This window comes from Hydrogenophaga sp. FW305-3-2-15-A-LB1, assembly GCF_058787875.1.
This window is the reverse complement of record NZ_JBYTAE010000018.1, coordinates 45,873-70,748: the sequence shown is the minus strand read 5'-3', so window position 1 is coordinate 70,748 and position 24,876 is coordinate 45,873. Positions and strand designations below refer to the sequence as shown.

24 protein-coding genes are annotated in these 24,876 nt (G+C 66.5%); 7 read left to right on the top strand and 17 right to left on the bottom strand.

Features of this window, described 5'->3' with window-relative positions; all coding sequences use genetic code 11:
• Window positions 1-17 precede the first annotated feature (17 nt).
• The 3 genes from AC3WPZ_RS07810 to AC3WPZ_RS07800 all read left to right on the top strand — a co-directional run bounded on the left by AC3WPZ_RS07810 (window position 18) and on the right by AC3WPZ_RS07800 (window position 2,917).
• The gene (locus tag AC3WPZ_RS07810) at window positions 18-1,184 is read left to right on the top strand and encodes an ABC transporter substrate-binding protein (RefSeq protein ID WP_382321835.1); all 1,167 of its coding nucleotides are present in this window, start codon (window positions 18-20) and stop codon (window positions 1,182-1,184) included.
• Window positions 1,185-1,228: 44 nt separating this feature from the next.
• Window positions 1,229-2,395 (top strand): ABC transporter substrate-binding protein, encoded by a 1,167-nt coding sequence (locus AC3WPZ_RS07805; protein ID WP_382154448.1) that lies wholly within the window; start codon window positions 1,229-1,231, stop codon window positions 2,393-2,395.
• A 108-nt stretch (window positions 2,396-2,503) separates the two neighbouring features.
• A complete protein-coding gene (locus AC3WPZ_RS07800; RefSeq protein ID WP_492439035.1) occupies window positions 2,504-2,917 on the top strand; it encodes a DUF2784 domain-containing protein in 414 nt (137 codons plus the stop codon).
• Window positions 2,918-2,933: 16 nt separating this feature from the next.
• Here the strand turns inward: AC3WPZ_RS07800 and sctU are convergent, their stop codons facing one another.
• The 14 genes from sctU to AC3WPZ_RS07730 form a co-directional block, all read right to left on the bottom strand.
• Window positions 2,934-3,986, bottom strand: a complete 1,053-nt coding sequence (gene sctU, locus AC3WPZ_RS07795; RefSeq protein ID WP_492439033.1) for a type III secretion system export apparatus subunit SctU — start codon at window positions 3,984-3,986, stop codon at window positions 2,934-2,936.
• The gene (gene sctT / locus AC3WPZ_RS07790; RefSeq protein WP_492439031.1) at window positions 3,983-4,759 is read right to left on the bottom strand and encodes a type III secretion system export apparatus subunit SctT; all 777 of its coding nucleotides are present in this window, start codon (window positions 4,757-4,759) and stop codon (window positions 3,983-3,985) included. The genes sctU and sctT overlap by 4 nt, the downstream gene beginning before the upstream one ends.
• Before the next feature lie 15 nt (window positions 4,760-4,774).
• On the bottom strand, window positions 4,775-5,047 hold the full coding sequence (sctS, locus tag AC3WPZ_RS07785) for a type III secretion system export apparatus subunit SctS (RefSeq protein WP_492439029.1): 273 nt from the start codon (window positions 5,045-5,047) through the stop codon (window positions 4,775-4,777).
• Window positions 5,048-5,053: 6 nt separating this feature from the next.
• Window positions 5,054-5,701 (bottom strand): type III secretion system export apparatus subunit SctR, encoded by a 648-nt coding sequence (sctR, locus tag AC3WPZ_RS07780; RefSeq protein ID WP_492439027.1) that lies wholly within the window; start codon window positions 5,699-5,701, stop codon window positions 5,054-5,056.
• Complete coding sequence (gene sctQ / locus AC3WPZ_RS07775) at window positions 5,698-6,819, bottom strand: type III secretion system cytoplasmic ring protein SctQ (protein ID WP_492439025.1); 1,122 nt, start codon at window positions 6,817-6,819, stop codon at window positions 5,698-5,700. The genes sctR and sctQ overlap by 4 nt, the downstream gene beginning before the upstream one ends.
• A 68-nt stretch (window positions 6,820-6,887) precedes the next feature.
• On the bottom strand, window positions 6,888-7,493 hold the full coding sequence (locus AC3WPZ_RS07770) for a hypothetical protein (protein WP_492439023.1): 606 nt from the start codon (window positions 7,491-7,493) through the stop codon (window positions 6,888-6,890).
• On the bottom strand, window positions 7,490-7,954 hold the full coding sequence (locus AC3WPZ_RS07765) for a hypothetical protein (RefSeq protein ID WP_492439021.1): 465 nt from the start codon (window positions 7,952-7,954) through the stop codon (window positions 7,490-7,492). The genes AC3WPZ_RS07770 and AC3WPZ_RS07765 overlap by 4 nt, the downstream gene beginning before the upstream one ends.
• Window positions 7,951-9,270, bottom strand: coding sequence for a type III secretion system ATPase SctN (gene sctN, locus AC3WPZ_RS07760; RefSeq protein ID WP_492439037.1), 1,320 nt, complete (start codon window positions 9,268-9,270; stop codon window positions 7,951-7,953). Before sctN ends, AC3WPZ_RS07765 begins: the two co-directional genes overlap by 4 nt.
• A gap of 38 nt (window positions 9,271-9,308) precedes the next feature.
• Window positions 9,309-10,340 carry an FHA domain-containing protein gene (locus AC3WPZ_RS07755; RefSeq protein ID WP_492439019.1) on the bottom strand — a complete coding sequence of 344 codons (1,032 nt, stop codon included), beginning with the start codon at window positions 10,338-10,340 and terminating at the stop codon, window positions 9,309-9,311.
• A 6-nt stretch (window positions 10,341-10,346) separates the two neighbouring features.
• Window positions 10,347-12,464 (bottom strand): type III secretion system export apparatus subunit SctV, encoded by a 2,118-nt coding sequence (sctV, locus tag AC3WPZ_RS07750; protein ID WP_492439017.1) that lies wholly within the window; start codon window positions 12,462-12,464, stop codon window positions 10,347-10,349.
• Window positions 12,465-12,482: 18 nt separating this feature from the next.
• On the bottom strand, window positions 12,483-12,740 hold the full coding sequence (locus AC3WPZ_RS07745; protein WP_492439015.1) for a hypothetical protein: 258 nt from the start codon (window positions 12,738-12,740) through the stop codon (window positions 12,483-12,485).
• An 88-nt stretch (window positions 12,741-12,828) separates the two neighbouring features.
• On the bottom strand, window positions 12,829-13,269 hold the full coding sequence (locus AC3WPZ_RS07740; RefSeq protein ID WP_492439013.1) for a hypothetical protein: 441 nt from the start codon (window positions 13,267-13,269) through the stop codon (window positions 12,829-12,831).
• A complete protein-coding gene (locus tag AC3WPZ_RS07735; protein WP_492439011.1) occupies window positions 13,266-13,490 on the bottom strand; it encodes a hypothetical protein in 225 nt (74 codons plus the stop codon). Before AC3WPZ_RS07735 ends, AC3WPZ_RS07740 begins: the two co-directional genes overlap by 4 nt.
• Window positions 13,491-13,587: 97 nt before the next feature.
• Complete coding sequence (locus tag AC3WPZ_RS07730; RefSeq protein WP_492439009.1) at window positions 13,588-14,460, bottom strand: hypothetical protein; 873 nt, start codon at window positions 14,458-14,460, stop codon at window positions 13,588-13,590.
• Between AC3WPZ_RS07730 and AC3WPZ_RS07725 the strand changes: the two genes are divergently transcribed.
• The 4 genes from AC3WPZ_RS07725 to sctL all read left to right on the top strand — a co-directional run bounded on the left by AC3WPZ_RS07725 (window position 14,459) and on the right by sctL (window position 17,206).
• Window positions 14,459-14,773 (top strand): hypothetical protein, encoded by a 315-nt coding sequence (locus tag AC3WPZ_RS07725; RefSeq protein ID WP_492439007.1) that lies wholly within the window; start codon window positions 14,459-14,461, stop codon window positions 14,771-14,773. The two genes, AC3WPZ_RS07730 and AC3WPZ_RS07725, sit on opposite strands and share 2 nt — an antisense overlap.
• A 169-nt stretch (window positions 14,774-14,942) precedes the next feature.
• Window positions 14,943-15,608, top strand: a complete 666-nt coding sequence (locus AC3WPZ_RS07720; RefSeq protein ID WP_492439005.1) for a hypothetical protein — start codon at window positions 14,943-14,945, stop codon at window positions 15,606-15,608.
• 384 nt (window positions 15,609-15,992) lie between these two features.
• Window positions 15,993-16,595, top strand: coding sequence for a SctK family type III secretion system sorting platform protein (locus tag AC3WPZ_RS07715; RefSeq protein ID WP_492439003.1), 603 nt, complete (start codon window positions 15,993-15,995; stop codon window positions 16,593-16,595).
• Window positions 16,592-17,206 carry a type III secretion system stator protein SctL gene (gene sctL / locus AC3WPZ_RS07710; RefSeq protein WP_382321860.1) on the top strand — a complete coding sequence of 205 codons (615 nt, stop codon included), beginning with the start codon at window positions 16,592-16,594 and terminating at the stop codon, window positions 17,204-17,206. The genes AC3WPZ_RS07715 and sctL overlap by 4 nt, the downstream gene beginning before the upstream one ends.
• Before the next feature lie 5 nt (window positions 17,207-17,211).
• Here sctL and AC3WPZ_RS07705 read toward each other — a convergent pair whose 3' ends face one another.
• The 3 genes from AC3WPZ_RS07705 to AC3WPZ_RS07695 are packed head-to-tail and all read right to left on the bottom strand — an operon-like array spanning window position 17,212 to window position 24,876.
• A complete protein-coding gene (locus AC3WPZ_RS07705; protein ID WP_492439000.1) occupies window positions 17,212-18,615 on the bottom strand; it encodes an efflux transporter outer membrane subunit in 1,404 nt (467 codons plus the stop codon).
• A 4-nt stretch (window positions 18,616-18,619) separates the two neighbouring features.
• Entirely contained in the window at window positions 18,620-21,751 is a 3,132-nt protein-coding gene (locus AC3WPZ_RS07700) for an efflux RND transporter permease subunit (RefSeq protein ID WP_492438998.1), read from the bottom strand.
• Window positions 21,748-24,876 (bottom strand): efflux RND transporter permease subunit, encoded by a 3,129-nt coding sequence (locus tag AC3WPZ_RS07695; RefSeq protein WP_492438996.1) that lies wholly within the window; start codon window positions 24,874-24,876, stop codon window positions 21,748-21,750. The genes AC3WPZ_RS07700 and AC3WPZ_RS07695 overlap by 4 nt, the downstream gene beginning before the upstream one ends.

Genomic DNA, 24,876 nt, shown 5'->3' with positions numbered 1-24,876 from the left:
CCCCAGGAGACAAGCCCGTGACGACCGCCCGCCCCACCCTGATCGCCCTCGCGCTGTGCCTGTCGGCCGGCGCCGCCTTCGCCCAGACGCAGGGCGTGAGCAAGGACGAGATCGTTCTCGGTTCGATCCAGGACCTCTCCGGCCCCCTGGCGGGTTTCGGCAAATCCGTGCGGCAGGGCATGGTGCTTCGTGTCGACGAGATCAACGAGCAAGGTGGCATCAACGGCCGCAAGATCAAGCTGCTCGTCGAGGACAGCAAGTACGACCCACGCAACGCGGTGCTGGCCGCCCAGAAGCTCGTCAACCAGGACAAGATCTTCGCCATGATCGCCCACCTGGGCACGGCACAGAACATGGCGGCGATGCCGGTGCAGTTCCAGAAGAACGTGGTGAACTTCCTGCCGGTGACGGCGGCGCGCGAGATGTACGAGCCCTTCCACAAGCTCAAGTTCGCCAACATCGGCCCCTACTACGAGCAGATGCGCACCTTCCTGCCCCGCATGGTGCAGGAGAAAAAGCCCAAGGCGGTCTGCGCGATCTACCAGGACGACGAGTTCGGCCTGGAGGTGCTGCGCGGTGCGGAAGAAGGCCTCAAGGCCGTCAACATGCAGATGGTCGAGAAGACCTCGTTCAAGCGCGGCGCCACCGATTTTTCATCGCAGGTGGCTCGCATGAAGTCCGCCAATTGCGACTTCGTCGTGCTGGGCACCATCATCCGCGAGACCATCGGCACCATCGCCACCGCGCGCAAGCTCGACTTCAACCCCACCTTCTTCGGCTCGCAGGCGGCCTACACCGACCTCATCCACAAGCTCGGCGGCCCGGCCATGAACGGCCTGTACGCCACCATGACCACCCAGCACCCCTACCTGGACGAAGCCTCGCAGCCGATCCGCTTCTGGGCCAACAAGTTCAAGACCAAGTTCAACGAAGACCCCAACGTCTTCTCGGTCTACGGCTACAACGCCATCGACATCTTCGCCCGCGCCGCGGGCCGCTCCGGCGCCAACCTCACCACCGACAGCTTCGTCAAGACCATGGACAGCCTGACCGTGCCGACCGACATCTTCGGTTCGCCCGAACTGCGCTTCAGCCCGCAGCGGCGCTACGGCAGCATGGCCATGCGCCTGTCGCAGATCCAGGACGGCCGCTGGAAGGTGACGTCGGACTACGTGAACCAGTGATCCCGCATCCCCGTGTCAACCACCCTTTACAGGAGACATCAGCGATGAAAACGACACTGACCGCCGCGGCCGTGCTGGCACTGGCCGCCGGGCCGGCCCTGGCCCAGACGCAGGGCGTGAGCAAGGACGAAATCGTGATCGGCTCGATCCAGGACCTTTCGGGGCCGATCGCCGGCTTCGGCAAACAGGTGCGCATGGGCATGCTGCTGCGCGTGGACGAGATCAACGAGCAGGGCGGCATCAACGGCCGCAAGATCAAGCTGCTCGTCGAGGACAGCAAGTACGACCCGCGCAACGCCGTGCTGGCCGCGCAGAAGCTCGTGAACCAGGACAAGATCTTCGCCATGGTGGGCCACATCGGCACCGCGCAGAACATGGCGGCGATGCCGGTGCAGTTCCAGAAGAACGTGCTGAACTTCTACCCCATCACGGCCGCGCGCCAGATGTACGAGCCCTTCCACAAGCTCAAGTACTCGTTCGCCGCCACCTACTACGACCAGATGAAGATCGTCACGCCCATGCTCGCCAAGGAGAAGGGTGCCAAGAAGGTCTGTGCGATGTACCAGGACGACGAGTTCGGCCTGGAAGTCAAGCGCGGCGCCGAAGACGGCCTGAAGGCCGCCGGCATGACGCTCGCGGCGGAGACCACCTACAAGCGGGGCGCCACCGACTTCGCCTCGCAGATGCAGAAGCTGCAGGCCGACCAATGCGACCTGGTGGTGATGGGCACCATCATCCGCGAGACCATCGGCGGCATCGCCACCGCGAAACGCCTGGGCTTCAACCCCACCTTCGTGGGTTCCAGTGCGGCCTACACCGACCTCATCCACAAGCTCGGTGGTCCTGCGATGAACGGCTTCTACGCCGCCATGACGGTGCAACACCCCTACCTGGACTCAGCCTCGCAGCCCCTGCGTTTCTGGGCCAACAAGTACCAGACCAAGTTCAACGAAGAACCCACGGTGTTCTCGGTGTACGGCTACGGCTCCATCGACGCCTTCATCCGCGCCGCCACCAAGGCCGGCCCCGGCCTGACCACCGACAGCTTCATCAAGGCCATGGACACGATGAAGATCCCGCCAGACATCTTCGGCAGCGCCGAGATGACCTTCAGCCCCACCAAGCGCCTGGGCAGCAGCGCCACGCGCCTGTCGCAGATCACGGACGGCCGCTGGAAAGTGCTCAGCGACTACATGTCCGCCAAGGATTGAGTACCGCGCCGCCCGCTTCGGCGGGCCATGCGCGCAGCCGCCAGAGCCTCGTGCCCTGGCGGTTTTTTTTCGCCTGCCGTGGGGCCGGCGACGTACCATGGCGCCACCATGTGGGACCCGAACCTCAGCCCCGCCACCGCCGCCCTGCTGGCCGACGCGCTGCTGGCGCTGCACACGGGCATCGTGGTCTTCGTGGTCGGCCTGCTGCCCCTGGTGCTCCTGGGCGGCGCCCTCGGTTGGCGCTGGGTGCGCCATGCGGGCCTGCGGATCGGCCACCTGGGTCTGATGGTCTTCATCGCCGCCCAGGCGTGGCTGGGCCAGCTGTGCCCGTTGACCGTGTGGGAGCAAGCCCTGCGCCGCGCCGCCGGCCAGAGCAGCTACCGTGAGAGTTTCATCGACCACTGGCTCTCAAGGCTGCTGTACTGGGACGCCCCTTGGTGGGTGTTTGTGGCGGCGTACACAGCCTTCACGGTGATCGTGGCCCTGGCTTGGTGGTGGGTCAGGCCAACGCCGCGCACGTAAGACCCCGCCACAGACCTCAGGATCGAGGGCGCTCTGCGGGCGCCACCTCTTTCACGGCCTTCAGCACATCGATGACCAGTTCGAACAGATGCTCGGGCACAGGCTCGTCCACCTCCACCTGCGCGACCAGCGCACGGGCCAGTGGAATGTGCTGGATGATGGGAATGCCCTCTGCGCGCGCATCCCGGACGATGGCCTGAGCGTGCAGACCCGCGCCCTTGGCCAGCACCAGGGGCAGTGGGGTTTCACCATGCTCGTAGAGCAGTGCAACCGCAAGGTGCGTGGGGTTGGTGACCACCAGCGAGGGTTTGCGCTTGCCACCGCCACCGCCCTGGACGATTTCCCGATGCAGCTTTCGCCGTTCTCCCTTGATTTCAGGCGCTCCATCGGACTCCTTGTGTTCGCGCTTGACCTCATCCTTGGTCATCATCTGCTGGCGGGCGAACAGCTTGCGCTGAATGAGCCAGTCGAACCCTGCGATGACAGTGAAGACGAAGGCCGTGGTCAGCAGCAAGGACTTGATCAACAAGCCCAATCCCGCCGTCACCGGCTGGATGCCGGAGCCCGCCAGCAGCATGAGCGTCCCCAGGTTGTCGTGGACCAGCTTCCACACGATGGCAGTGAGCGCCACCACCTTCACCACCGACTTCAGCGCCTCGATGAGGTTGCGCGCCGAAAACAGGTTCTTCACATTCGCCACGACATCCAGCTTCTGGAAGTTGAACTTCATCTTTTCCGGGGCAAACACCGGCCCTGCGGTCATCAGTTCACCAAAGACCGCCAGCACGGTGACGATCAACATCCAAGGCAGCAGCGCCAGACTCAGCTCCTTCAGTGCCAACCGAAGAAAGGCCGCCAGCACCTCGCGGAAGGGACCGTTCGCGTGCGTGCCCGCCCACTCGATCAGGAACAGCATGGCGTCGGTGAGCTGGCTGGCGGAAAACAGCAGGTAGCCTGCGCAGACCCAGATCATCAAGGCCTTGGACGCATCCTTGGCGTGCGCCACATCGCCCTTTTTCCGCGCATCGGTCAGGCGCTTGGGGGTGGGCTTCTCGGTCTTCTCGCTCATCGCGCCAGCTTTCCCAGGTCCGGCAGAAACACCGCCATCGCGCGCGCGTGGTCCCCCAGGTAACCCATGAGCGTGGCGAGATAGATCATCAACACGAAGAGCGCGATGCAGGCCTTCACCGGCATGGCCAGGAAGAACACGGGCAACTGCGGCGCGAACATGCTGACGATGGCCAGGCCGATCTCGGCCAGCAGCATGGCGATCATGGCAGGCGCGGCCAGCATCACGGACAGGCGCATCATCGCGTCGAAAAGCTGGAGCCAATGGGCCGGAAAACCGGCATCGAGCGAGGGCCAGGTGGCGGCCAGCGGCCACACGGCATAACTCGCGTAATACGTCTCCAACACCGCGTTGGCGCCGCCGTGCATCAGAAACAGGACCAGGTACAACTGAAGCAACAACACCCCCAACGGCGATGCCTCGTTGCCCGTGAGCGCATCGTTCGTGTTGCCCACCGTGGCGCCGTACTGGTTGGAAATGATGAAGCCGATGGCTTCCGCCGCCCAGAACGGTAACGCGATGATCCAACCCATGCAAAACCCAATGAGGGTTTCCTTGAACAGCAGCCCGAACAGCAAGGTGTCGGGCGCGAGGTTCTGGCTGTACTGCGCCATGAGCATGGGCAGCGCCGGCAAGGTGAACGCCAGCGCGATCGCCACACGCACCAGCGCAGAGCTGGCCTGTTTGGCGTAGTAGGGCAGCATGAACAGCAGCGCCACCAAGCGCGCCATGCCCAACAGCAGGGCCAACGCGCTCGCCTGGATGTGCTGCATGTCCAGCACGCTGCGCTACCTTCCGATGAACGGAATCAGGTCGAACAACTGGCGTGTGTACTGCAGGATTTCATTGCCGATCCAATTCAGCGTGAGCATCAGCGCCACGGCGGTGGCGATCAGCTTGACGGCGTAGCCCAGCGTCTGCTCCTGGATCTGTGTCAGCGCCTGGATCACCGCCATCAGCGTGCCGATGATGGCCGCTGCGGCCACCATCGGCATCGACAGCACCAGGCTCAGATACAGCCCCTTGACAGCCAGTGACACGAAATCGGCCGATTCGATCATGTGATTTCACACATACGACAGCACCAGCCCGTGCAGCAACCGTGTCCAGCCATCGACCATGACGAAGAGAAACAACTTCAGGGGCAGCGAAATCGTCGAAGGTGACACCATCATCATGCCCAGCGCCAACAGCACGTTGGAGACGATCAGGTCGATCACCACAAAGGGCAGGTACAGCAGGAAGCCGATCTCGAACGCCGAGGTGAGTTCGCCGACCACGAAGGCCGGCAGCAGGATCAGGAAATCGGTGTCTCTGGCTTTCTCCGCCTGCTCAGGTGGCCACATTTTCTGCGTGGCCTGAAGAAAAAAGGCCCGTTGCTCCGGCTTGCTGAACTTGATGAGGAACGCACGCATCGGCTCCGCGCCGACCTCTGCCGCACGCACCATGGCCCCCATGCTGGTGAGCGGTGCCTTCTCGTCGCGCAAGCGGTCGACCGACTCCTGCGCCACCGGCGCCATGACGTAGAGACTGAGGATCAGCGACAGCCCATACAGCGCGATGTTGGGCGGCACCTGCTGCACCCCCAGCGCATTGCGCACCAGCAGCATGACGGTGGATATCTTCAGGAACGCCGTGCCCACCACCATCAGCAGCGGCACGACGGACAGCATCGCCACCAGAACGATGAGCGACAGCGGATCGGAACCGTTCATGCCCGTGGCGGCAGGATCCGGGTCACCGCCACGCCCAGGCGACCGTCGATCTCAACGATTTCGCCTTCGCCCACGAGCAAACCGTTCACGCGCAGGCTCACGCCATGGCGGGGCGAAAGCCCCAGGTCGAACACATGACCTGCGCCCAAGGAAGCGAGCTCATGCAACGCCAGGTGGCGCTCGCCCAGATCGAAAGTCAGGCGCACGGGCAAGTCACCCAAGGCGCCCATGTTCCCGGCCACGGTACCCGTCGAAGACGCGCGATCCCAGACGAGGTCATCCGGCCCATCAGCGCCAGGAAGGTGGGGGCTCGAACCCAACGCGCTGAGCATGTCTTCAGGAAGATCACGTTCCATTTTCTGCTGTCCTGTCACCTTGATGCGCTGGCGGGTTTCATCCAGCACACCCACATAACCCCTATCCCAACCTGCGCGTGCACCCACCCGAAGGCCGACGCGACCCTTCCCGTGCTGCGCCCACCAGCCGTCGGGCAACAAAACATCCTCGTTTCGGAGCCCTTGCAATTCGCTGAGTGACAGATGAACCCAGCCGAGTTCAACCACCAGCGGGATTGGAAGGCCGCTCCAATCCGGAAGCAGGTCTGCGCATCGGGATATCCCCCGATGCGGGCCTGAAAAAAGCCCCTGGTCGATGGCATCGGCGTCCACCATCCAATGCAGGTCGATCACTTCGCTGCGCCCTTCCGTTGTCACGCGCCATTGCACTGAACACAGATCGTGGGAAAGTGCCCCGGCGTCTGCCATGGCTTCGAACCGCAAGATGCCCAGGCCGGGGTTGGCGGCGGCCAGGCGGTCCGCACCGTCCTGCAACAGGGCCATGGCCACCGCAGGTGGGAGCTCGCGCCACAGCACGGCGCCCAGGTGGCCAGACAGGGCGGCTTCCGCGGCCACATGGCTCAGGCCCAGGTAGCTGGTCATGCCGCGCCAGTGCAAACGGGCCAACAGCTCATGGGAGGGCGGCGCAACCGTGTCTCCGATCCGTTCCACACCGACCACGTCCACCTGGGCGGGCACACCGAACCAGTCCACCTCCCAGCTGCGTCGACGGCACAGCCGGTTGTTCAAGTCCACCGCAGGCTGGTGCAGTCGGCGCAACATGGGTGGCCGCCAGCGTCGCTCCGGCACGGACAACACAGCCTGCGAAGGGGCGGCCTCCTCCTGCATGGTCACGGCCCGATGCCAGCGATGTCCAGACGAACGGCTCGTCCGGTCAACCCGGCCATGCGGTCGGCGAGCGTCTCGCGGTGGTGAGCGAACCATTCGCGCTCGGAGGCGTCGTCGCTCTCGCACCGCACCTCGATCCCGAGGTCTTCAGCCGCGCGCACGCGCAAACGGGTGCGGGTGAACAACACAGAACCCAGCTCCACCTGGTACTCGCCGCTGTCCTGCGCCATCGCAGCCTGCACACCAGCGTCCATGGCCGCGCGAGCGATGCTGTCCATGCGCAGGCTGTCCTGCTGTTGCCTCTGCACGACCTCAGGGTCTACCCAAGGTGCCAAGTCCGGTGTAGGCTGCATGATCTGTTCCGACACCGTCTGTGTTGGCACATGAAGAGGCATACCGATGGCCTGCGGATCGCCCAGCCAATCTCGCAGCCGCACCATCAGTTCGAAGGGCCCGGCGATCCCCACCTTCGATGCATCCTCCTCCTTGCGGCGACGCTGCAGTTGCTTTTGGAACCGACGGGCGGCTTCCTCGGTGGTGGCCTCTCGCTGACCTTGCTGGCGAATTTGCCGGGTGCGGGCATCCGCGCGCTGGGTATCCACTTTCATGCTCGTTTCCGGAAGACGTCTTCCTGCTCCATTTCTTCGCTGGAAAGCGCTTCGGCGTTGTGCGCGTCGCGCGAGCCCTGCAGGAGGTTGCCGAACTTCTCGACCTTGATCGCCTGCTCGCGCCAAGCCCGCACCGCCTCCGACGTGCGCTGCACCGAGGCGGCCACATCCGATCGGGCCTCCTTCACGGCCTTCTGCGCGGCCAGAAGAGCGTCCTTGGCCGCCAACAGCTGGTGCTGCGCCTTGTTGAGTTCGGATGGATTCACGGTGCCCGTGAAGAACACGCCATCGATATCGTGCTTGAGCCGAAGGCCTCTTTCGCGCGTGGTGTCCTCCGAGCGGCAGCGCTCGTCAAGCAGGACTTCAAGGTCTGCCTGCTCGGCCCTTGCCTGTTTCAACGCCGCTTCCAGCGCAGTCAGGCGACGACGGTGCAACTGATCTATGACGGTGATCTGCTTCATACGGCGATGCCTTCGAGATGGCGGAGCATCTCCGAGGCACTGGCTTTCTCGGACGGGCGCTGGCACAAGAAGGCGCGGATGTCGGCCATGCGATCAATGGCCTTGTCGGCCAAGCTGTCGGAACCCCGCTTGTATTCACCCAAACGCACGAGCAGCTCCACCTCGTCGTGCTTGGCCATCAGCGCCCTCACCGCTTCGGCGTGCCGGCGGTGCTCGGTACCGACCACCGCATTCATCACACGGCTCACGCTGGCCAGCACATCCACCGCCGGGTAGTGCCCGGCCGCAGCCAGCTTGCGCGACAGCACGATGTGCCCATCCAGGATGGAGCGGCTCTCGTCCGCCACGGGTTCGTTCATGTCGTCGCCTTCCACCAACACGGTGTAGAACGCGGTGATGGAACCACGGTCGTTCATGCCTGCGCGCTCCAGCAACCGAGGCAGCATGGCGAAAACCGACGGGGGAAAGCCCCGCCGCGTGGGAGGCTCGCCCGCCATCAACCCCAGCTCGCGCTGCGCTCGAGCCAGACGCGTCAGCGAGTCCAGCAGCAACAGCACCCGCATGCCCTGGTCGCGGAAAAATTCGGCGATGGCCGTGGCCACGAAGCCGGCCTTCAATCGTTCCATCGGTGCCTTTTCCGAGGTGCTGCACACCACCACGGCGCGCTTCATGCCTTCTGCACCCAGTTCGCGCTCCACGAACTCCCGCACCTCGCGGCCGCGCTCTCCGATCAGTGCGACCACGGTGACATCGACATCGGCGTTCTTCGCCAGCATGCCCATCAGCGTGCTCTTGCCACAACCCGCCGCCGCGAAGATGCCCAGGCGTTGCCCTTCCCCGCACGCCAACATGCCGTCCAGCGCCCGCACACCCATGTGCATGGGGCTGTCGATCATGCGCCGTTGCAAGGGATGGGGTGCGTCGGCGTACACCGGGTAATACGCCTCCGCCAAAGGCAGGTCGCCACCGTCCAGCGGGCGCCCGAAACCATCGACGACACGGCCCATCAATCCCATGCCCACGCCGACCTTGTGGGTGTGGCCACCCGGGGTGACGATGGTGTTGGACGACACGCCACGCATGTCGCCCACCGGCGCCAGCAGCGCGTCGCCCTCACTGAAACCGATGACCTCGGCCTCCAGACGGAAGGTCTCACCAGGCGTGTGCAGCACACACATCTCGCCGATGCGCGCACTGGGCGCTGTCGCTCGAACCACGGTGCCCAGCACCTCCTTCACGCGACCGCGAACACTCACAATGGGCGCCGTCTCCAGGGCATCGTTCAGCGATGCCATCAGTGCCAGCGGCTTGCGCAGCAGCGCATTCGCAGGGACGGGTTCGCTGTCACCCCCCCTCAGCATGACAACTCCACGTCATGGCGTCCTCGCAGCCGCAACCGTTCCGGAGACACCCTTGTGATCTCGTAGCCCTTGTGACTCGCCCCTTCGAAGAGCTTGACCCCCTTGTCGGTGGTGATGCTGGCCACCTCACCGCAAGCCACCTGTCGAACCACGAAAGGCAGGCGTGCGAGGTCGGCGGCCGATGCAGGGCCAGCGTCAGTACGCTCGGACCGCTCGCGGGTGCGACCCTGCACCAAATGGGATCCAGCCAGCGGCAATCCCAGCATCGGGCTTTCGGCCACTGGTGCCGCAGTGGGTGCGGGGCCCAGCAGAACGACTCCGGACGAAGACGGCTTCTGAGCTGGTGGGGAAGGCGCCTTAGCGGAAACCGGAGCGGGCTCAGCCGGCCGCATCTGGGGCATCCCTGTGCCCGTCCCCACCACCGGCGCTTCGGTGAATCGGGAGAGGTGCGCTGCGGTCATGGATCGCATGTTGGGGAGGTATTCCATTCCGAATTTGAACCAAGCCAGGACGCCCAGACCACCCAGGCAAAACACCGCGATGCACCAAGCCGTCCATTTCAGCCACCACAGCAACCGGCGCGGCTCGCTGGCCGGTCTCACCAACTCGGATGCCACCACTCCTCGCGCCGCCTTCACTGTGTCGGCCGCCTCGATCGACAGGGCCTCAAGAGGCGGTGGCGCCGAAACCAGCCATGAACGATTTTCTGGCCAGGGGCTGGCTTGGTGGTCTACGACCAACCAGATGTCACTCAGGTGGAATGGAACGCCTGGTAACAGCATGAAGGGCTCACTGAGGCTGTCGCCAGCGCTCAGGCCGCAACCCGGTTGACCGGGTTGCAGAAGCAACTGAACGCCGTCCACCACAATGACCAGCGCCTGCGGCTCGATGCCAGGGCCGGCCAACACGACCTCGCACGACTCCCCGCTGCCAAGCACATGCCGGCCGTCCGAAAGTGTCAGACGCGCACCGGCCTGAAGGCCGGCGAGGACCCGCAACTCAAGCAAGATTGCGCGTTCATCCATGGATCGTCACGGCCCAATTTCGATGCGCGCCAGCGGTTGCACGTTGATCTCTGGAACCAGTTCCTGGTAAGAGAGCACGGCCACTTCGTACAACGATTCTTCGATCATCTTTCGCACATAGCGCCGGATGTCCATGCTGGTGAGGATCACGGGCTTGTGGCTGATGGCGGACAGGTCGCCCACGGTCTCCGTGATCCGGTCCAGGAGGTTGCTGGTCTGCTCTGCATCCAACGCGAGGTAGCTGCCCATCGAAGTCTGGCGGATGCCATTGCGAATGATGTCTTCGACCTCGGGCGACAGCAGGTATGCGGCCAGCATCTGGTGGCGGTCGGCGAACTGGTGCGAGATCTGGCGTTTGAGGGCGGTGCGCACATGCTCGGCCAGCAACACCACGTCGCGCTCCTTGCCACCCCAATCGACCAGGGCTTCGGCAATGGTGCGCAGGTTGCGCACCGACACACCCTCGCTCACCAGACGCTGCAGCACGTCGGCCACCCGCTGCCCTGGCACGACGCGCTGCAGTTCGGTGATCAGGTCGGGATAGTCCGCCTGCATCTGCGACAACAGGAATTGCACTTCCTGAATGCCGATGAATTCGCGCGCATGGCGCTTGAGCGTCAGCCGAAGGTGGTGCGCCAACACCTGCATGGTGTCCATCGCCTGAATGCCGTATTCGCGCAACCGCGCCGCCTCATGCTCCGGCGTCCACAGCGCGGCAATGTTGGGCAGGAACGCCGTCGCCTCTTCGAAGGGAATGCCCAAGGCTTCCAGATTCTCCGGCGCCTCGCGCACCAGCAGGTGGCCTGGCTGCAGCAGGCCACGCGCAGACGAGATCTCGTGCACCAGAATCTGATAGGCGCCGCGCACCAGGCCTTTGTTGTAGCGCAGATGTACCGCCGGCAACGGCACACCCAATTCCATGTACGTCTCTTCGCGCACGCCCTGCAAGGCAGCAATCAAGGTTCGCGCATTCAAGGTGCTTTCCATCTCGTGTGCCAGGTCCAGCACCAGCGGCATGGTCGGTGCATAAGAGGCTGCGGACTTGCCATCGCCGCCGCCATCGGTCTGTGCTGGCCCCGCGCCGGCACGTGCCGTGGGACCGGCAGTGCGGTCCCCGGGTGCCGCCGCCCCCTTGAGTCCGCGCCCCAGCAATACGAAGCCCACCACGCCCGCCAGCACGGCCAACGTCATGAACACCCAACCCGGCATGCCAGGCACCAGCGCGAAACCCAGCATGATCGCGCCCGCGACCAACAGCGCATTGGGCTGTGCGAGCACCTGTTCGGCGATGTCCCGACCCACGTTGCTTCGCCCACCATCCTCGCTGGTCACCCGCGTCACGATCATGCCGGCGGTGATGGACATCAACAACGCCGGTATCTGAGCAATCAGCCCGTCGCCAATGGTGAGCACGGAGTAGATCGCCATGGCCTCGCTCGCCGGCAGGCCGCGCTGCATGGTGCCGATCAACATCCCGCCGCCGAGGTTGACGAAGACGATGATGATGGAGGCGATGGCATCGCCTTTCACGAACTTCACGGCACCGTCCATGGCGCCGTAGAGCTGGCTCTCCTTCTCCAGCCGGGTGCGCCGACGCCGTGCCTCGTTCATGTCGATCGCGCCCGCGCGCATGTCCGCGTCGATGGACATCTGCTTGCCCGGCATGGCGTCGAGCGAAAAACGCGCGGCCACCTCGGCCACGCGTTCGGCGCCTTTGGTGATCACGATGAACTGAACGATGGTAAGGATCAGGAACACCACCAGACCCACCACCAGGTTGCCGCCCACCACGAAGTTTCCGAAGGCTTCGATGATGTGCCCGGCATCCGCCTGCAGCAGGATCAATCGCGTGGTGGCGATGGACAACGCCAGACGGAACAAGGTGGTGACGAGCAGGACCGATGGAAAGGACGTGAACGCCAACGGGCTGGGCAGGTACATCGCCACCATCAGCAACAGCGCCGACACGGCGATGTTGATGGCCACGAGCACATCGACCAGCACCGTGGGCAATGGCAGCACCAGCATGAACACCACGGCCATGAGGATGAGCGCGAGCACCAGGTCGGCGCGGCGAGCTGCCACGGCGACGAAGCGCTGCAAGGAAGCAAGGGTGTTTTCCATGAACCAGTCAAAAGCGCGTCAGAACGGCGCGTGGAGGGGCTTGGCCTGGCGGCACTCCCGGTATCGATCGAAAGCCACGCGCGCATCCACCATGCGCCCGATACGCGCGAGCGCCTGGCCACTGAGGAAATGGGCGACCGGCTCGTGAGACGAGCCCAGCACCTCCAGCTCGCCCAGGGCAGCAATAGGATTTCCACATCCCAGCAGGGCATGCGCCAATGCCAGTCGCAATTCCATGCGCGCCGGCATGAGCTTCACCAGCAGCTCGAACAGCACACACGCGTCTTGTGTCCGGCCACCACACAGGTAACGCCAAGCCAGGGTGGTCACTGCATGGACCTGCGCCGCATCCAGCACTGGCACGTCAAACCTCTTTCAATGCGTGACGGCCTTGCTGCAAGGCCTCGTGGCTCGCCACGGCATCCTCCAGCACGCGCATGGCCTCGGCGTGAGCGGCGGCACCATCCAGTTGTACGATCGCCGTTCGCACAGCGCTGATGTGATCCCCGGGCGCCGCCGCCTGCGCAGTGGATGGCATCAAACGGACACCCAACTCCAGGAGAAGCCGGTCTTCGATCCAGCCGCGAAGCCCTGCGTCGGCGTGAGGATCCACCTGCGACGGCCCCACTGCAAACCCCTGCGCGAGACCGGGCGCCGCCGCCACTGGGGTTCGAAAAGGCGCCTCGCCGGCGCCTCCGGCCGCGCCTCCACCCATTCGCGACCACGGGTCTAGCGACGGAAGGCGCGAGACGAGCCAGGCAATCGCTGGCTTGGTGTTGGCGATGTTGGAAATGGGTGAAGTCATGTGAAACAGGCGTTGGCAAAACGCAGCAACTCGGCGCGCGCGCCATCCACCGAACCGGCGGTGGCGGTGCTGCGCTGCAGGCGCATCGAGAGCACCAGAGAGCGCACGTGCACCCCCACGGCCACCGGCACGCGCTGCGGCCCGCGCAGGTTGGCTTTCTTCAACGCCATCTGGGCCACCACCATCCCGTCACAAAGGATAGGCACAAAACGCGTGAGCATCAGGTCATCGTGATCACGGACTTCCAGCACCGTCCAGCCCAACGCATTGGCGTCCAGACACACACACAAGGCGCCACCTGAAGAAAGATCGACAGCTTCAGTTCTGAGGTTGTGGTGGTTCATCTGCCTCCCCCAAGATGAGGTTGTCGAGCATGCCGACCAACACCTGGTCGGCATTGAGCTTGTGCTCTCCATCGGGAAACAGACGCTCGGGCACCTGCCGCAGAATCGAGCGGATACCGTGCAGAACCACCAACAGGCGATCGGACTCACTCATGGCCGCCGCCTGCCCGTCAGCGGGCGGTGAGGTAGGACCGCCACCCTGGCTATCAGCCTGTTGGTCCAGACTCAAACCGTACTGGTAGAGCAAAGATCGAACATCGCCTTGCGTCAACCAACGAGGCACCCATTCCGCCAACTCCCCCAGCAGCGCGGCGCCTTCATCGGCTTCGGCCCCCTCTCCGGTTTTCGGGTTTCGGTGCTTGCGTTTTTGCAAGCGCGCTCTGCGAAGCAGATCGCGGCAGCTCATCAGAAACGGCAGCAAAGCGCCCAGCATGAACAGCTCATGCAGGATCGCCCGCAGGCGCTCAACCGGCAGCGAAGGCCGAGTGGCCACCAGGTCGGCGCCCAGGGCTTGACGCAGCCGCTCCACGGCGGCCTCGATACCATCGCCATAGCGTTCCAGCAGCAACATCAGCGTGCGAGGCAAGGTGTCACCATCCAACACGGCGTCGTGGTAAGCCTGCCTGTCTTTCGCGCCCTTGTCCTCGGCGCCTGCCAGCCGTGGTGCGATGTTCACATCGGCCCGGATCCGTACCCCGTCTCGCGCCCACAAGGCGTCCACACGATCGCGCAGGGACTCCAGCGCCGGATTGCCATTGCCCTGCATAGCGCCTTGTGCCAAGGCCTTCGACAACAACAGGAATCGCTCTGTGGAGCCGTTGATCTGCTTGAGCGTTCGATCACCCATGCTCTGGTTGCGCGAGGAAGACGGGCTGTTCAACTGGTACTTCGACGGACTGGACCTCGGCTTCAAACGCTCTCTCGCTGCCGTGGCCCATCATTTTCGCAACGCTGGCGCGCCATCTTCCGAGCTGATGTGGCTTCTGAACCAAAGAGAAGCCCTGGAGGCCATTGCAAAGAACGTCGCTCAGCGATTCGCACAAGCCGTGCTGCTGACCGATTCATTGCCATCGATCGGGCCGCTGCTCGCCGAACAGGCCAAGCTGCGACAACGAACCTCGCATCAAGCCACCACACCGATGAGCCTGCCTGGTGAATGACGACGCCCCCCTCGGCGCACACCCACATTTCAAGAAAGGCGACCATCTCGTTGAATCAGCGGGCGGACGATCTGATGGGTGGTCGTTCTTCCGAACCGCAAAGCCAAAACAATCCAAATTCAGTTTCCGATTTGCATGAAAAGCGGAGGCCCCTCGAGGGTGAAGTCACATGGCCACTTTGACGATGATTGCCGGGGTTGCTCTGACTGCACTCAGCGTGGGCATTCTCGCAGGCGTTTTGCTTTGGCGCAGATACATGAGCAGGCAAATCCCGGCGCCACAGCGCACCCTTGCCTCTCCGGTCCCCTTGCTTTGGGACATCCACAGCCTGCTCAACGCCATGAACCGGTTTGCCGTCGCGGCCGAACGAGGAAGCGCGATCGACCCAGCCGTCATCTACAACCTGTCCGACTACCTCATGCACAGTTCGCTCCTTCAAAGGGAGGGGGGCTGGGCAGAAAAGCAGACCCTCGACAACTGGCTTCAGGCTCACCTGCGGATCCTGGCCGAACTGAAAGCGCACGGCAACATCCCTCGCATCGGCCTGAAATTCTCCGAGCGCATCCGCCGCATCGAAGCCAACCAACTCATTCGCCAACTGCACTGGTTTCTGCAGCGCACGCATGCCATCGATTCCATCGAGATTCAGGCCATCCCTCACGTGCGCGACCACACCGCAACAGTCACTGTGGTCATCTCTGGACGGATGGATGAGCTCGATGGCGTGCCCAAGGAGGACCTGAAATCCATCTGGCGTCTGGACAACGGCAAGTGTTCTTGCGAGCTGCACACCGACTGCGAGCTGCGCACCGCGGCAGAGGCAAGTAGCGCCTAGACACAAGGCGCGGCACGGGCCCTCATCCAGGGCGCTCACCGCATCCATACCAACAAAATGTCAGCTGGTAACGCCAGAGCCGTGATTGGGAGAACGTCCAATCCTTCAGATCGATCGCCAGGAAACCCACCTCCGCCAACGACTTCGCCAAGTCGGGTGAGAGCAAGTCCGGCATCGAGATGGCCACCGCGTGTTGCACGGAAGGGGCAGGGTTGGGGGATCGCATGGCTGAGCGGACGTGGTTGAAGGGCTGAGTGCGCAAGGTCTGAAAGAAAGTTCGGGCAAGCCGCTGGCTCTTCGGGGATTTCTGACGGGTGTGAACCTTGAAGCCCCCATCCCCACTCATCCTTCCAACCGCTCTCGGACTTCGCCTGCCACCGGTCCATGCCATTCATTGACTTCCCCTCCACCATGGGTATCGACGCCGCCACGCTCAGCGAGCGGTCCCGTGCGCTGCTGATGGCGGCTGGCGGCCACGACCCCCAGGAGCCGGCAGCGCCAGCCCCCGGACAGGCGCACGTTCTGCTCTGGACCTTGCTGGTGATGCGCGTGTCGCGCCTGCGGCGATTCGCGGACCATGTGGGCATGCTGGGCGCTGGGGCCTCCCTGCGGCATGTGCTGGAAGGCCGGCGCATCGCGGCCTTCCGCGAACAGCTCGGCCACGAGCTCTACCAGTTCGGCATGCTGAGAGCGCCGTTGATCGGCACGATCTCGGTGGCCCCTCCGGCATTTGACGACCCCGGACGCGTGAGCGCGGCCGTGCGCGAAGTCGGCATGGCTGCCTTGCAGGCCTTCTGCCATGACCCCGATGTCGAAGAACATCTCCACCTTCGCGCCCGGCTGTCGGCCCGTTTGCACGAGATCGCGCCGAGCGACCCCACCCGAATCTTCGTCACCCCACCGAGTGGCGCACTCCTTCAACGGGTGCTGCGCGAAGTGGAGCCCGTGCTCGCCAGCGCCTTCGACGGCATCGGAGCCCACCCATGAGATCGGGAAAGATCATTCGCCGTGAGGATGCCAACCACTTCCGCCAGGCCGCCCAGGTGTTGGCAGACGCGCGAGCCGAAGCGGCTTCGTTGCTGGAGACCGCGCGCCATCAAGCCGCCTCGGAGGCCGAACGCATCCGCCAGGACAGTGTGGAAGCCGCCGCCCAGGAGACCTCCCGCCTCATGCTGCAAGCCATCGCGAGCCGGGACGCCTACATGACGGAAGTCGAATCGGAGCTGGTGAGCGTGGTCATCAACGCGGTGCGATCGATCTTCTCCCAATACAACGACCACGAGCGCGCGGCCCTGGCCGTCGGCAAGGCGCTCAAGGCCCTTCGCCAGCAGACACAGGCCACACTGCACGTGCACCCGAGCCACCACGATGCGCTGTGCGCGGCCGTCCCGGCGCTGCTGCGCGACACCCCCGGCCTGCAATCGCTGGTGGTGGAACGGGACTCGCGCCTCAAGCCTGGCACCTTCGTGCTGAGGAGCGCCATGGGCCTGGTGGAAACCGATCTCGAGTCGCAATTGCGCGCAATCGAAAACGCCCTGGTGCGCAGCGTCAAGGCTTCGGACGCGGCCCGACACATGGTGGCCGGCGTCCCGATCTGACCGACTCAGCGCGCAGTCGCCTGCCAGCCGCCGCCCAATGCGGCCACCAGCGCCATGCTGGCCGCCAGCCGTTCGGCCTGCACGTCGAGCGCCGCGCGGCGCGCCGACAGCGCCAGGTTCTGCGCGGTCGCCACCTCCAGGAAGCTGATCTCGCCGGCCTCGTAGCGGTAGCCGACCACACGCTCGTTCTCGCTGGCCAGCGTCACCAACTGCTGTTGCTGGCGGTCCTGCTCGGCCAGCGTGGCCAGTTGCACCAGCGCGTCCTCGGTTTCGCGCACAGCCGAGAGCACGCCACCGCGCCAGGCCGCGGCCTGCTCGTCGTAGGCGGCGAGGAAGGTGGCTTCATCGGCGCGGCGCGTGCCGCCATCGAACAGCGTGGCCGCGAGTTGCGGGCCGAGCGACCACACGCGCGCTGGCGCGTCCAGCAGGCGGGACCAGCTGCTGGCCTGCAGGGTGCCGCTGGCCGAGAGCGTCAGGTCGGGCAGCCAGGCGCGCTGCGCCACGCCCAGGCGCGCGTGCGCGGCGGCGAGCGCGCGCTCGGCGGCGGCCAGGTCGGGGCGGCGGCGCAGCAACTCACCGGGCAAGGCCGCGGGAATCGCGGGCACCACCGGCAGCCCTCCGTCGCGCGCGGCCATCGGGTAGTCGCTGGGCGTGGAACCCGCCAGCAGCGCCAGCGCGTTGGCTTCCAGCGCGCGCTGGCGCTGCAGGGTGAACACCTGTGTGCGCAGCGACTGCAGCTGCGTCTCGGCCTGGATCACGTCGGCACGCGCCACCAGGCCGGCTTCGTATTGCAGCTGCGTGACCTGCAGCGAACGCGCATAGGCCACGTCCGCCTGGGCCTGCAGCGCCAGCTGCGCGTCCAGCGCGCGCAGCCGCACATAGCCTTGCGCGGCCGCCAGCTGCAGCGCCAGGCGCGCGGCGTCCACCAGCGCGGCCTGTGCCTCGGCGCTGGCCGTGGCGGCCTGCCGCGAAAGCGCGACTCGACCCCAGAGGTCGGGCGACCAGGACAGGTCCAGACCGGTCGCGTACAGCTGGCGCGTGCCGGCGTTGGCGCCAGCGGCCGCGTTGCCACCGCTGCGTGTCACGGAAGCGCCCGCGCCGATCTGCGGCAGCGCCAGCGCGCGCGCGGCATCCACCTGCGCCAGCGCCTGGCGCCAGCGCGCCTCGGCCTGGGCCAGCTCGGCGTTGGCCTCGCCCACGCGGCGCAGCAGCCGGTCGAGTTCGGCGTCGGCGTACACGGCCCACCAATCGGGCTGGATCACGGCAGCCGTCGGCTCGGTGCCGGCGTGCTGAAAGCTGGCGGGCAGCGCGATCTCGGGGGCGCGGTAGTCGGTGCTGGTGGCGCACGCCGCCAGCAGCAACGGCAGGGCGGCGAGCGCGAAGCGGGATGGAAACAAGAAAAAGGACATGGGTTCAGGCGGTCTGGGCCGCCGGGCTTGGGCCTTGCACACGGCGGCGCAGGCGCTCGAGCGCGAGGTAGACCACGGGCGTGGTGTAGAGCGTGAGCAGCTGGCTCACGGCCAGGCCGCCGATGATGGCGATGCCCAGCGGGCGGCGCAATTCCGAGCCCTCGCCCAGGCCCAGCACCAGCGGCACCGCGCCCAGCAGCGCGGCCAGGTTGGTCATGAGGATGGGGCGCAGGCGGCGCAAGGCGGCTTCGTGAATGGCGGCCTGCGGCGCCAGCCCGCGCGTGCGCTGCGCGGCGAGCGCGAAGTCGATCATCAGGATGGCGTTCTTCATGACCACACCGATCAGCAGGAACAGCCCGAGCAGCGCGATCAGGCTGAACTCGGTGTCCGAGATGCGCAGCGCCAGCAGCGCGCCCACGCCGGCCGAGGGCAGCGTGGACAGGATGGTCAGCGGGTGCAGCGTGCTTTCGTACAGCATGCCCAGCACCAGGTAGACCGTGACCAGCACGGCCAGGATCAGCCAGGGCTGGCGCTTGAGCGTGGCCTGCAGGCTGTTGGGGTCGCCTGCCCGCTCGCCGGTAGAGATGCTGGTGGGCAGCAGCAGGCCGTTGACGGCGCGGTCGATCGCCTGCTGCGCCTGCTGCAGGCTCACGCCGGGCGCCAGCGCGTAGCTGATGCCGGCGGAGGCGAACTGGGCGTCGTGCTGCACGCGGTCGCGCGTGAGGCCGTAGCGCCAGGTGGCGATGGCGCTGAGCGGCACGCGCTCCCCCGCGTCGTTGAGCAGCTGCACCTGGTTCAGCGCGGAAGGCTCGCTGTTGCCGCGTGGGTCGGCCTCCATCACCACGCGGTACTGGTTCAGCGGGTCGTACAGCGTGGCCACCTGGCGTTGCGAGAACGCGTTGTTCAGGGCCGTCGTTACGGTGTCCATGCGCACACCGAGTCGGCGCGCGGCCTCGCGGTCCACGTTCAGCATCACCTGCTGCGCGTCCTCGCCGGCGCCGAAGTCCACGTCGGTCAGCTCGGGCAGTGCGCGCAGCGCTTCGCCCACCGGCTTGGTCCAGCCGCGCAGGTCCTGCAGCGAATCGGAGCGCATGACGAACAGGTACTCGTTGTCGCCGCCGCCGCTGGAGAGGCGGATGTCCTGGTCCACGTTCACGAACAGCACGCCGCCGGCGATCTGCGGGGCATTGGCGCGCAGGCGCGCCACCACGGCCGAGGCGGGCTCGCCGCGCTCCGCCAGGGGCTTGAGGCGGATGCGGAACCAGGAGTTGCTGGTGCCGGTGCGCCCGCCGCTCACCCCCGTCACGTCGGCCACGGCGGGATCGGCCACCAGCAGGCCGCGAAAAGCCTCCACCTTGGGCTGCATGCCCTGGAACGAAAAACCGTCGTCGCCGCGCACGAAGCCGCCGAGCTGGCCGGTGTCCTGCTGCGGCAGCATGCCCTTGGGAATCGCCACGTAGAGCCACACGTTGAGGGCCACAGTGCCGGCCAGCAACAACAGGGTCAACACGCGGTGGCGCAGCGCGAATCCCAGGCTGCGCGCGTAACCCGCCTGCACGTCGGCCAGCAGGCTGGCGATGCCGCGCGCCAGCGGGCCTGGCGGTTTGGGCGGGCCGGCCGGCAGGCCGTGCGCGCACAGCGCGGGCGTGAGCGTGACCGACACCGCCAGCGAGATCAGCATGGCCGCCACCAGCGTGATCGAGAACTCGCGGAACAAGCGCTCGACCACACCGCCCATGAACAGGATGGAGATGAACACCACGATCAGCGCCAGGTTCATCGCCAGCAAGGTGAAGCCCACCTCGCCGGCGCCGGTGAAGGCCGCGCGCCAGACCGTGCGCCGCCCCACCTCACGCTGGCCGTTCGCGGCCTGCGCCGCACGCGCCCGCTCGATGTGGCGCTGGATGTTCTCCAGCACCACGATGGCGTCATCCACCACCAGACCGGCGGCCACGATCAGGGCCATGAGCGAGAGGTTGTTGAGCGAGAAGCCCTGCCACCACATCACCGAGAAGGCGCCGATCAGCGACACCGGCAGGGCCAGCGCCGGAATCAGCGCCGTGCGCACGCTGCCCAGGAAGGCCCACACCACCGCCATCACCAGCACGCAGGACAGCACCAGCGTGAACTGCGCCTCGCGCAGCGTGGCGCGGATGCCGGGTGAGCGGTCCATCACCACGCGCAGCTCGGTGTCGGCCGGCAGCAGCGCGCGCAATTGCGGCATCTGGGCGTGGATGGCGTCGATGGTCTGCACGATGTTGGCGCCCGCGCGCCGGCTCACCAGCAGCACCACGGCGGGCCTGTCGTTGTGGTATCCGGCGGTGTAGCGGTTTTCCACCGAGTCCGTCACCTCGGCCACGTCGGCCAGGCGCACCAGCGCCCCGCCTTCGTTGCGCACCACCAATTGGGAGAAATCCGCCGCCGAGCGCAGCGGTTCGGGCAGCGCGATCTGCCAGCGCTGGCCGCCCTGCTCGGTCTGGCCGAGCGGGCGCCAGGCGTTGGCCTGGGCGATGGCCTGGCGCACGTCGTCCAGCGACATCCCGCGGTGCGACAGCGCCTCGGGTTTCGCCTGCACGCGCACGGCGGGCAGCGACGAGCCGTCCACCGTGACCTCACCCACGCCCACGATCTGCGCGAGCTTCTGCGCCAGCACGGTGGAGGCGTTGTCGTACAGCGCCGACGACGGCAGCCGGGGCGATGAGAGCGCCAGCGCCATGATGGGCGCCTGCGAGGGGTTGACCTTGACGTAGCTCGGGTTGCCCGTCATGCCCGAGGGCAGCTGCCCGCGCGAGGCGTTGATGGCGGCCTGCACCTCGCGCGCAGCTTCGTCGATGTCGCGGTCCAGGTTGAACTGCAGCGTGACGCTGGTGCTGCCCTGGGTGCTGCTGGACCGGATGCTCGCCACGCCCGCGATGCTGCCCAGCGCGCGCTCCAGCGGCGCGGCCACGGTGGAGGCCATGCTCTCGGGGCTGGCGCCGGGCAGGCTGGCGCGCACCTGGATCACCGGAAAATCCACGCGCGGCAGCGGCGACACCGGCAGCAGGCGCCACGCCAGCAGGCCCACCAGCACGATGCCGACGGCCAGCATCACGCTGCCGATGGGGCGGCGGATGAAAAAGCGGGCCAGCGCGTTCATGCCATCTCGGTGCGCCGGCGCGCCAGCCGGTCGAACGCCAGGTAGACCACGGGCGTGGTGAACAGCGTGAGCACCTGGCTCACGATCAGCCCGCCCACCATCACGATGCCCAGCGGCTGGCGCAGTTCGGCGCCCGAACCGCTGGCCAGCATGAGCGGGATGGCGCCGAACAGCGCGGCCAGCGTGGTCATGAGAATGGGGCGGAAGCGCAGCAGCGCGGCGCGGTGGATGGCCTCGCGCGGTGAGAGTCCCAGGCGGCGCTGCGCGTCCAGGGCGAAGTCCACCATCATGATCCCGTTCTTCTTCACCAGGCCGATCAGCAGCACGATGCCGATCACCGCGATCAGGTCCAGCGGCCGGCCGGCCAACAGCAGCGCGGCCAGCGCGCCCACCGTGGCCGAGGGCAGCGTGGACAGGATGGTGAGCGGGTGCACCGCGCTCTCGTACAACATGCCCAGCACCAGGTACATCACCACCACGGCGGCCAGGATCAGCCACAGGGTGTTCGCCTGCGAATTGCGGAAACCCTCGGCCGCGCCCTGGAAGGCCAGTTCCACGGCCACGGGCAATTCCACCTGCCGCTGCACGGCTGCGATGGCGGCCACGGCCTCGCCCAGCGAATGCCCGGACGCGAGGTTGAACGACAGCGTGACCGCCGGGAACTGGCCCTGGTGCTCGATGGCCAGCGGCGCGCGCCGCTGCACCGCGCGCGCCACGGCCGACAGCGGCACCGGCTTCGCGTCGGCCCCGCCGCCGGCGGGCTGCACGTACACCCCCTCCAGCGCCTGCAGGCCGCCCTGTTTCGCGTCGTCGCTCTCCAGCACCACGCGGTACTGGCTGGCGTGCGTGAACAGCGTGCTCACCTGCCGCTGGCCGAACGCGCTCTGCAGCGCCGAGGCGATGTCGCCCATGCGCAGACCCAGGCGGGCCGCCGCGTCGCGGTCGATTTCCAGGTAGGCCTGCAGGCCTTCGCGCTGCAGGTTGCTGGCCACGTCGATCAGCTCGGGCCGCTCTTTCAAGGCGGCCAGCAAACGCCCGGTCCAATCGCCCAGCAGCGCGCTGTCGGGCGAGCTCAGCGTGAACTGGTACTGCGTGCGGCTGATGCGGTCTTCCATGCCGAGTTCCTGCACCGGCTGGAACCAGGCCTCGATGCCGCCCACGTCGCGCGCGCGCTCACGCAGCCGCTCGATCAGCTCGCTGGCCGACACCGAGCGCTGCGCGTGCGGCGCCAGGGTGAGCAGCATGCGCCCGCTGTTGAGCGTGGCGTTGCTGCCGTCCACGCCGATGAAGGACGAGAGGCTCCGCACCGGCGCCTCGGCCAGCAGCGCCTGGGCCAATGCCTGCTGCCGCTCGGCCATGGCGCCGAAGGACACGCTCTGCGGCGCCTCGGTCACGACCTGGATGGCGCCCGCGTCCTGCACCGGGAAGAAGCCCTTGGGCACGGCCAGGTAGAGCAGCGCCGTGAGCACCAGCGTGGCGGCCATGGCCAGCAGCGCCAGCGGCTGGCGCGCCAGCACCCAGTCCAGCCCGCGCCCGTAGCGCTCGATGGTGCCGCTGAGCCAGTCGCGCCGGCCTTGCGCGTGCGCGGGCGCCTGCTTGAGCATGCGCGCGGCCATCATGGGCGTGAGCGTGAGAGAGACCACCAGCGAGATGGCGATGGCCACCGCCAGCGTGACCGCGAACTCGTGGAACAGGCGACCCACCACGTCGGCCATGAACAGCAGCGGAATCAGCACCGCCACCAGCGAGACCGTGAGCGAGACCAGCGTGAAGCCGATCTCGCTCGCGCCCTTGAGCGCGGCTTCCATCGGGCCCGCGCCTTCTTCACGGTGGCGCGCGATGTTCTCCAGCATCACGATGGCGTCGTCCACCACGAAACCGGTGGCGATGGTCAGCGCCATCAGGCTCAGGTTGTTGAGGGAATAGCCCAGCAACAGCATGGCGGCGAAGGTGCCGACCAGCGAGAGCGGCACCGCCACGCTGGGAATCAGCGTGGCCGGCAGCGTGCGCAGAAAAACGAAGGTCACCAGCACCACCAGCGCGATGGCGAACAGCAGCTCCTTCTGCACGTCGCGCACCGAGGCGCGGATGCTTTCGGTGCGGTCCGACACGATCTGCACCTTCACATTCGCCGGCAGCGTGGCCGTGAGCTGTGGCAGCAGCGCGCGCACCTGGTCCGCCACCGCGATCACGTTGGCGCCGGGCTGGCGCTGGATGTTCAGCAGCACCGCGGGCGCGAGGCCGCAGCCGCTGCTCTGCCCCTCGGCGCAGGCCATGCCGGCCCAGGCCGCGAGAAAACGGTCTTCCGCGCCCTCTTCCACCTGGGCCACGTCGGCCAGCCGCAGCGGCGCGCCATCGCGCCAGGCCACGATGAGCCGCTGGTACTCCGCCGCCGAGCGCAGCTGGTCGTTCGCGTCCAGCATGGTGCTGCGCAACTGGCCGTCGAAACTGCCCTTGGGCTGGTTGTTGTTGGCCGCGGCGATCGCGGTGCGCAGCTCTTCCAGCGTGAGGCCGTTGGCGGCGAGCGCGCGGCTGTTGGCCTGCACCCGGATGGCCGGGCGCTGCCCACCCGCCAGGCTCACCAGGCCCACGCCCGGCAGGCGCGACAGCTGGCCCGCCATGCGCGTGTCCACCATGTCCACCACACGCGGCAGCGGCAGTGTGTCCGAGCCGATGGCCAGCGTGAGGATGGGCACATCCGCCGGGTTCACCTTGCGGTAGATCGGCGGCGCGGGCAGGTCCGACGGCAACAGGCTGTTGGCGCTCTGCAGCGCGGCCTGCACGTCCTGCTCGGCCACGCCCAGGTCCACCTCCAGGGCGAACTTCAGGGTGATCACCGAAGCGCCGCCCGAGCTGGTGGACGACATCTGCGACAAGCCCGGGATCTGCCCGAGCCGGCGCTCCAGCGGCGCGGTGACGGTGCGCGCCGTCACGTCCGGGCTGGCACCGGGCTGGAAGGTGAACACCTGCATCACCGGGTAGTCCACCTGGGGCAGCGCCGACACCGGCAGCTGGCGCCAGGCCAGCAGGCCGGCGATGAGCACGGCCAGCATCAGCAGCGAGGTCGCCACCGGCCGCAGGATGAAGGGGCGCGAGAGCGAGAGGGGGGCGGCGGCGGAGGACAT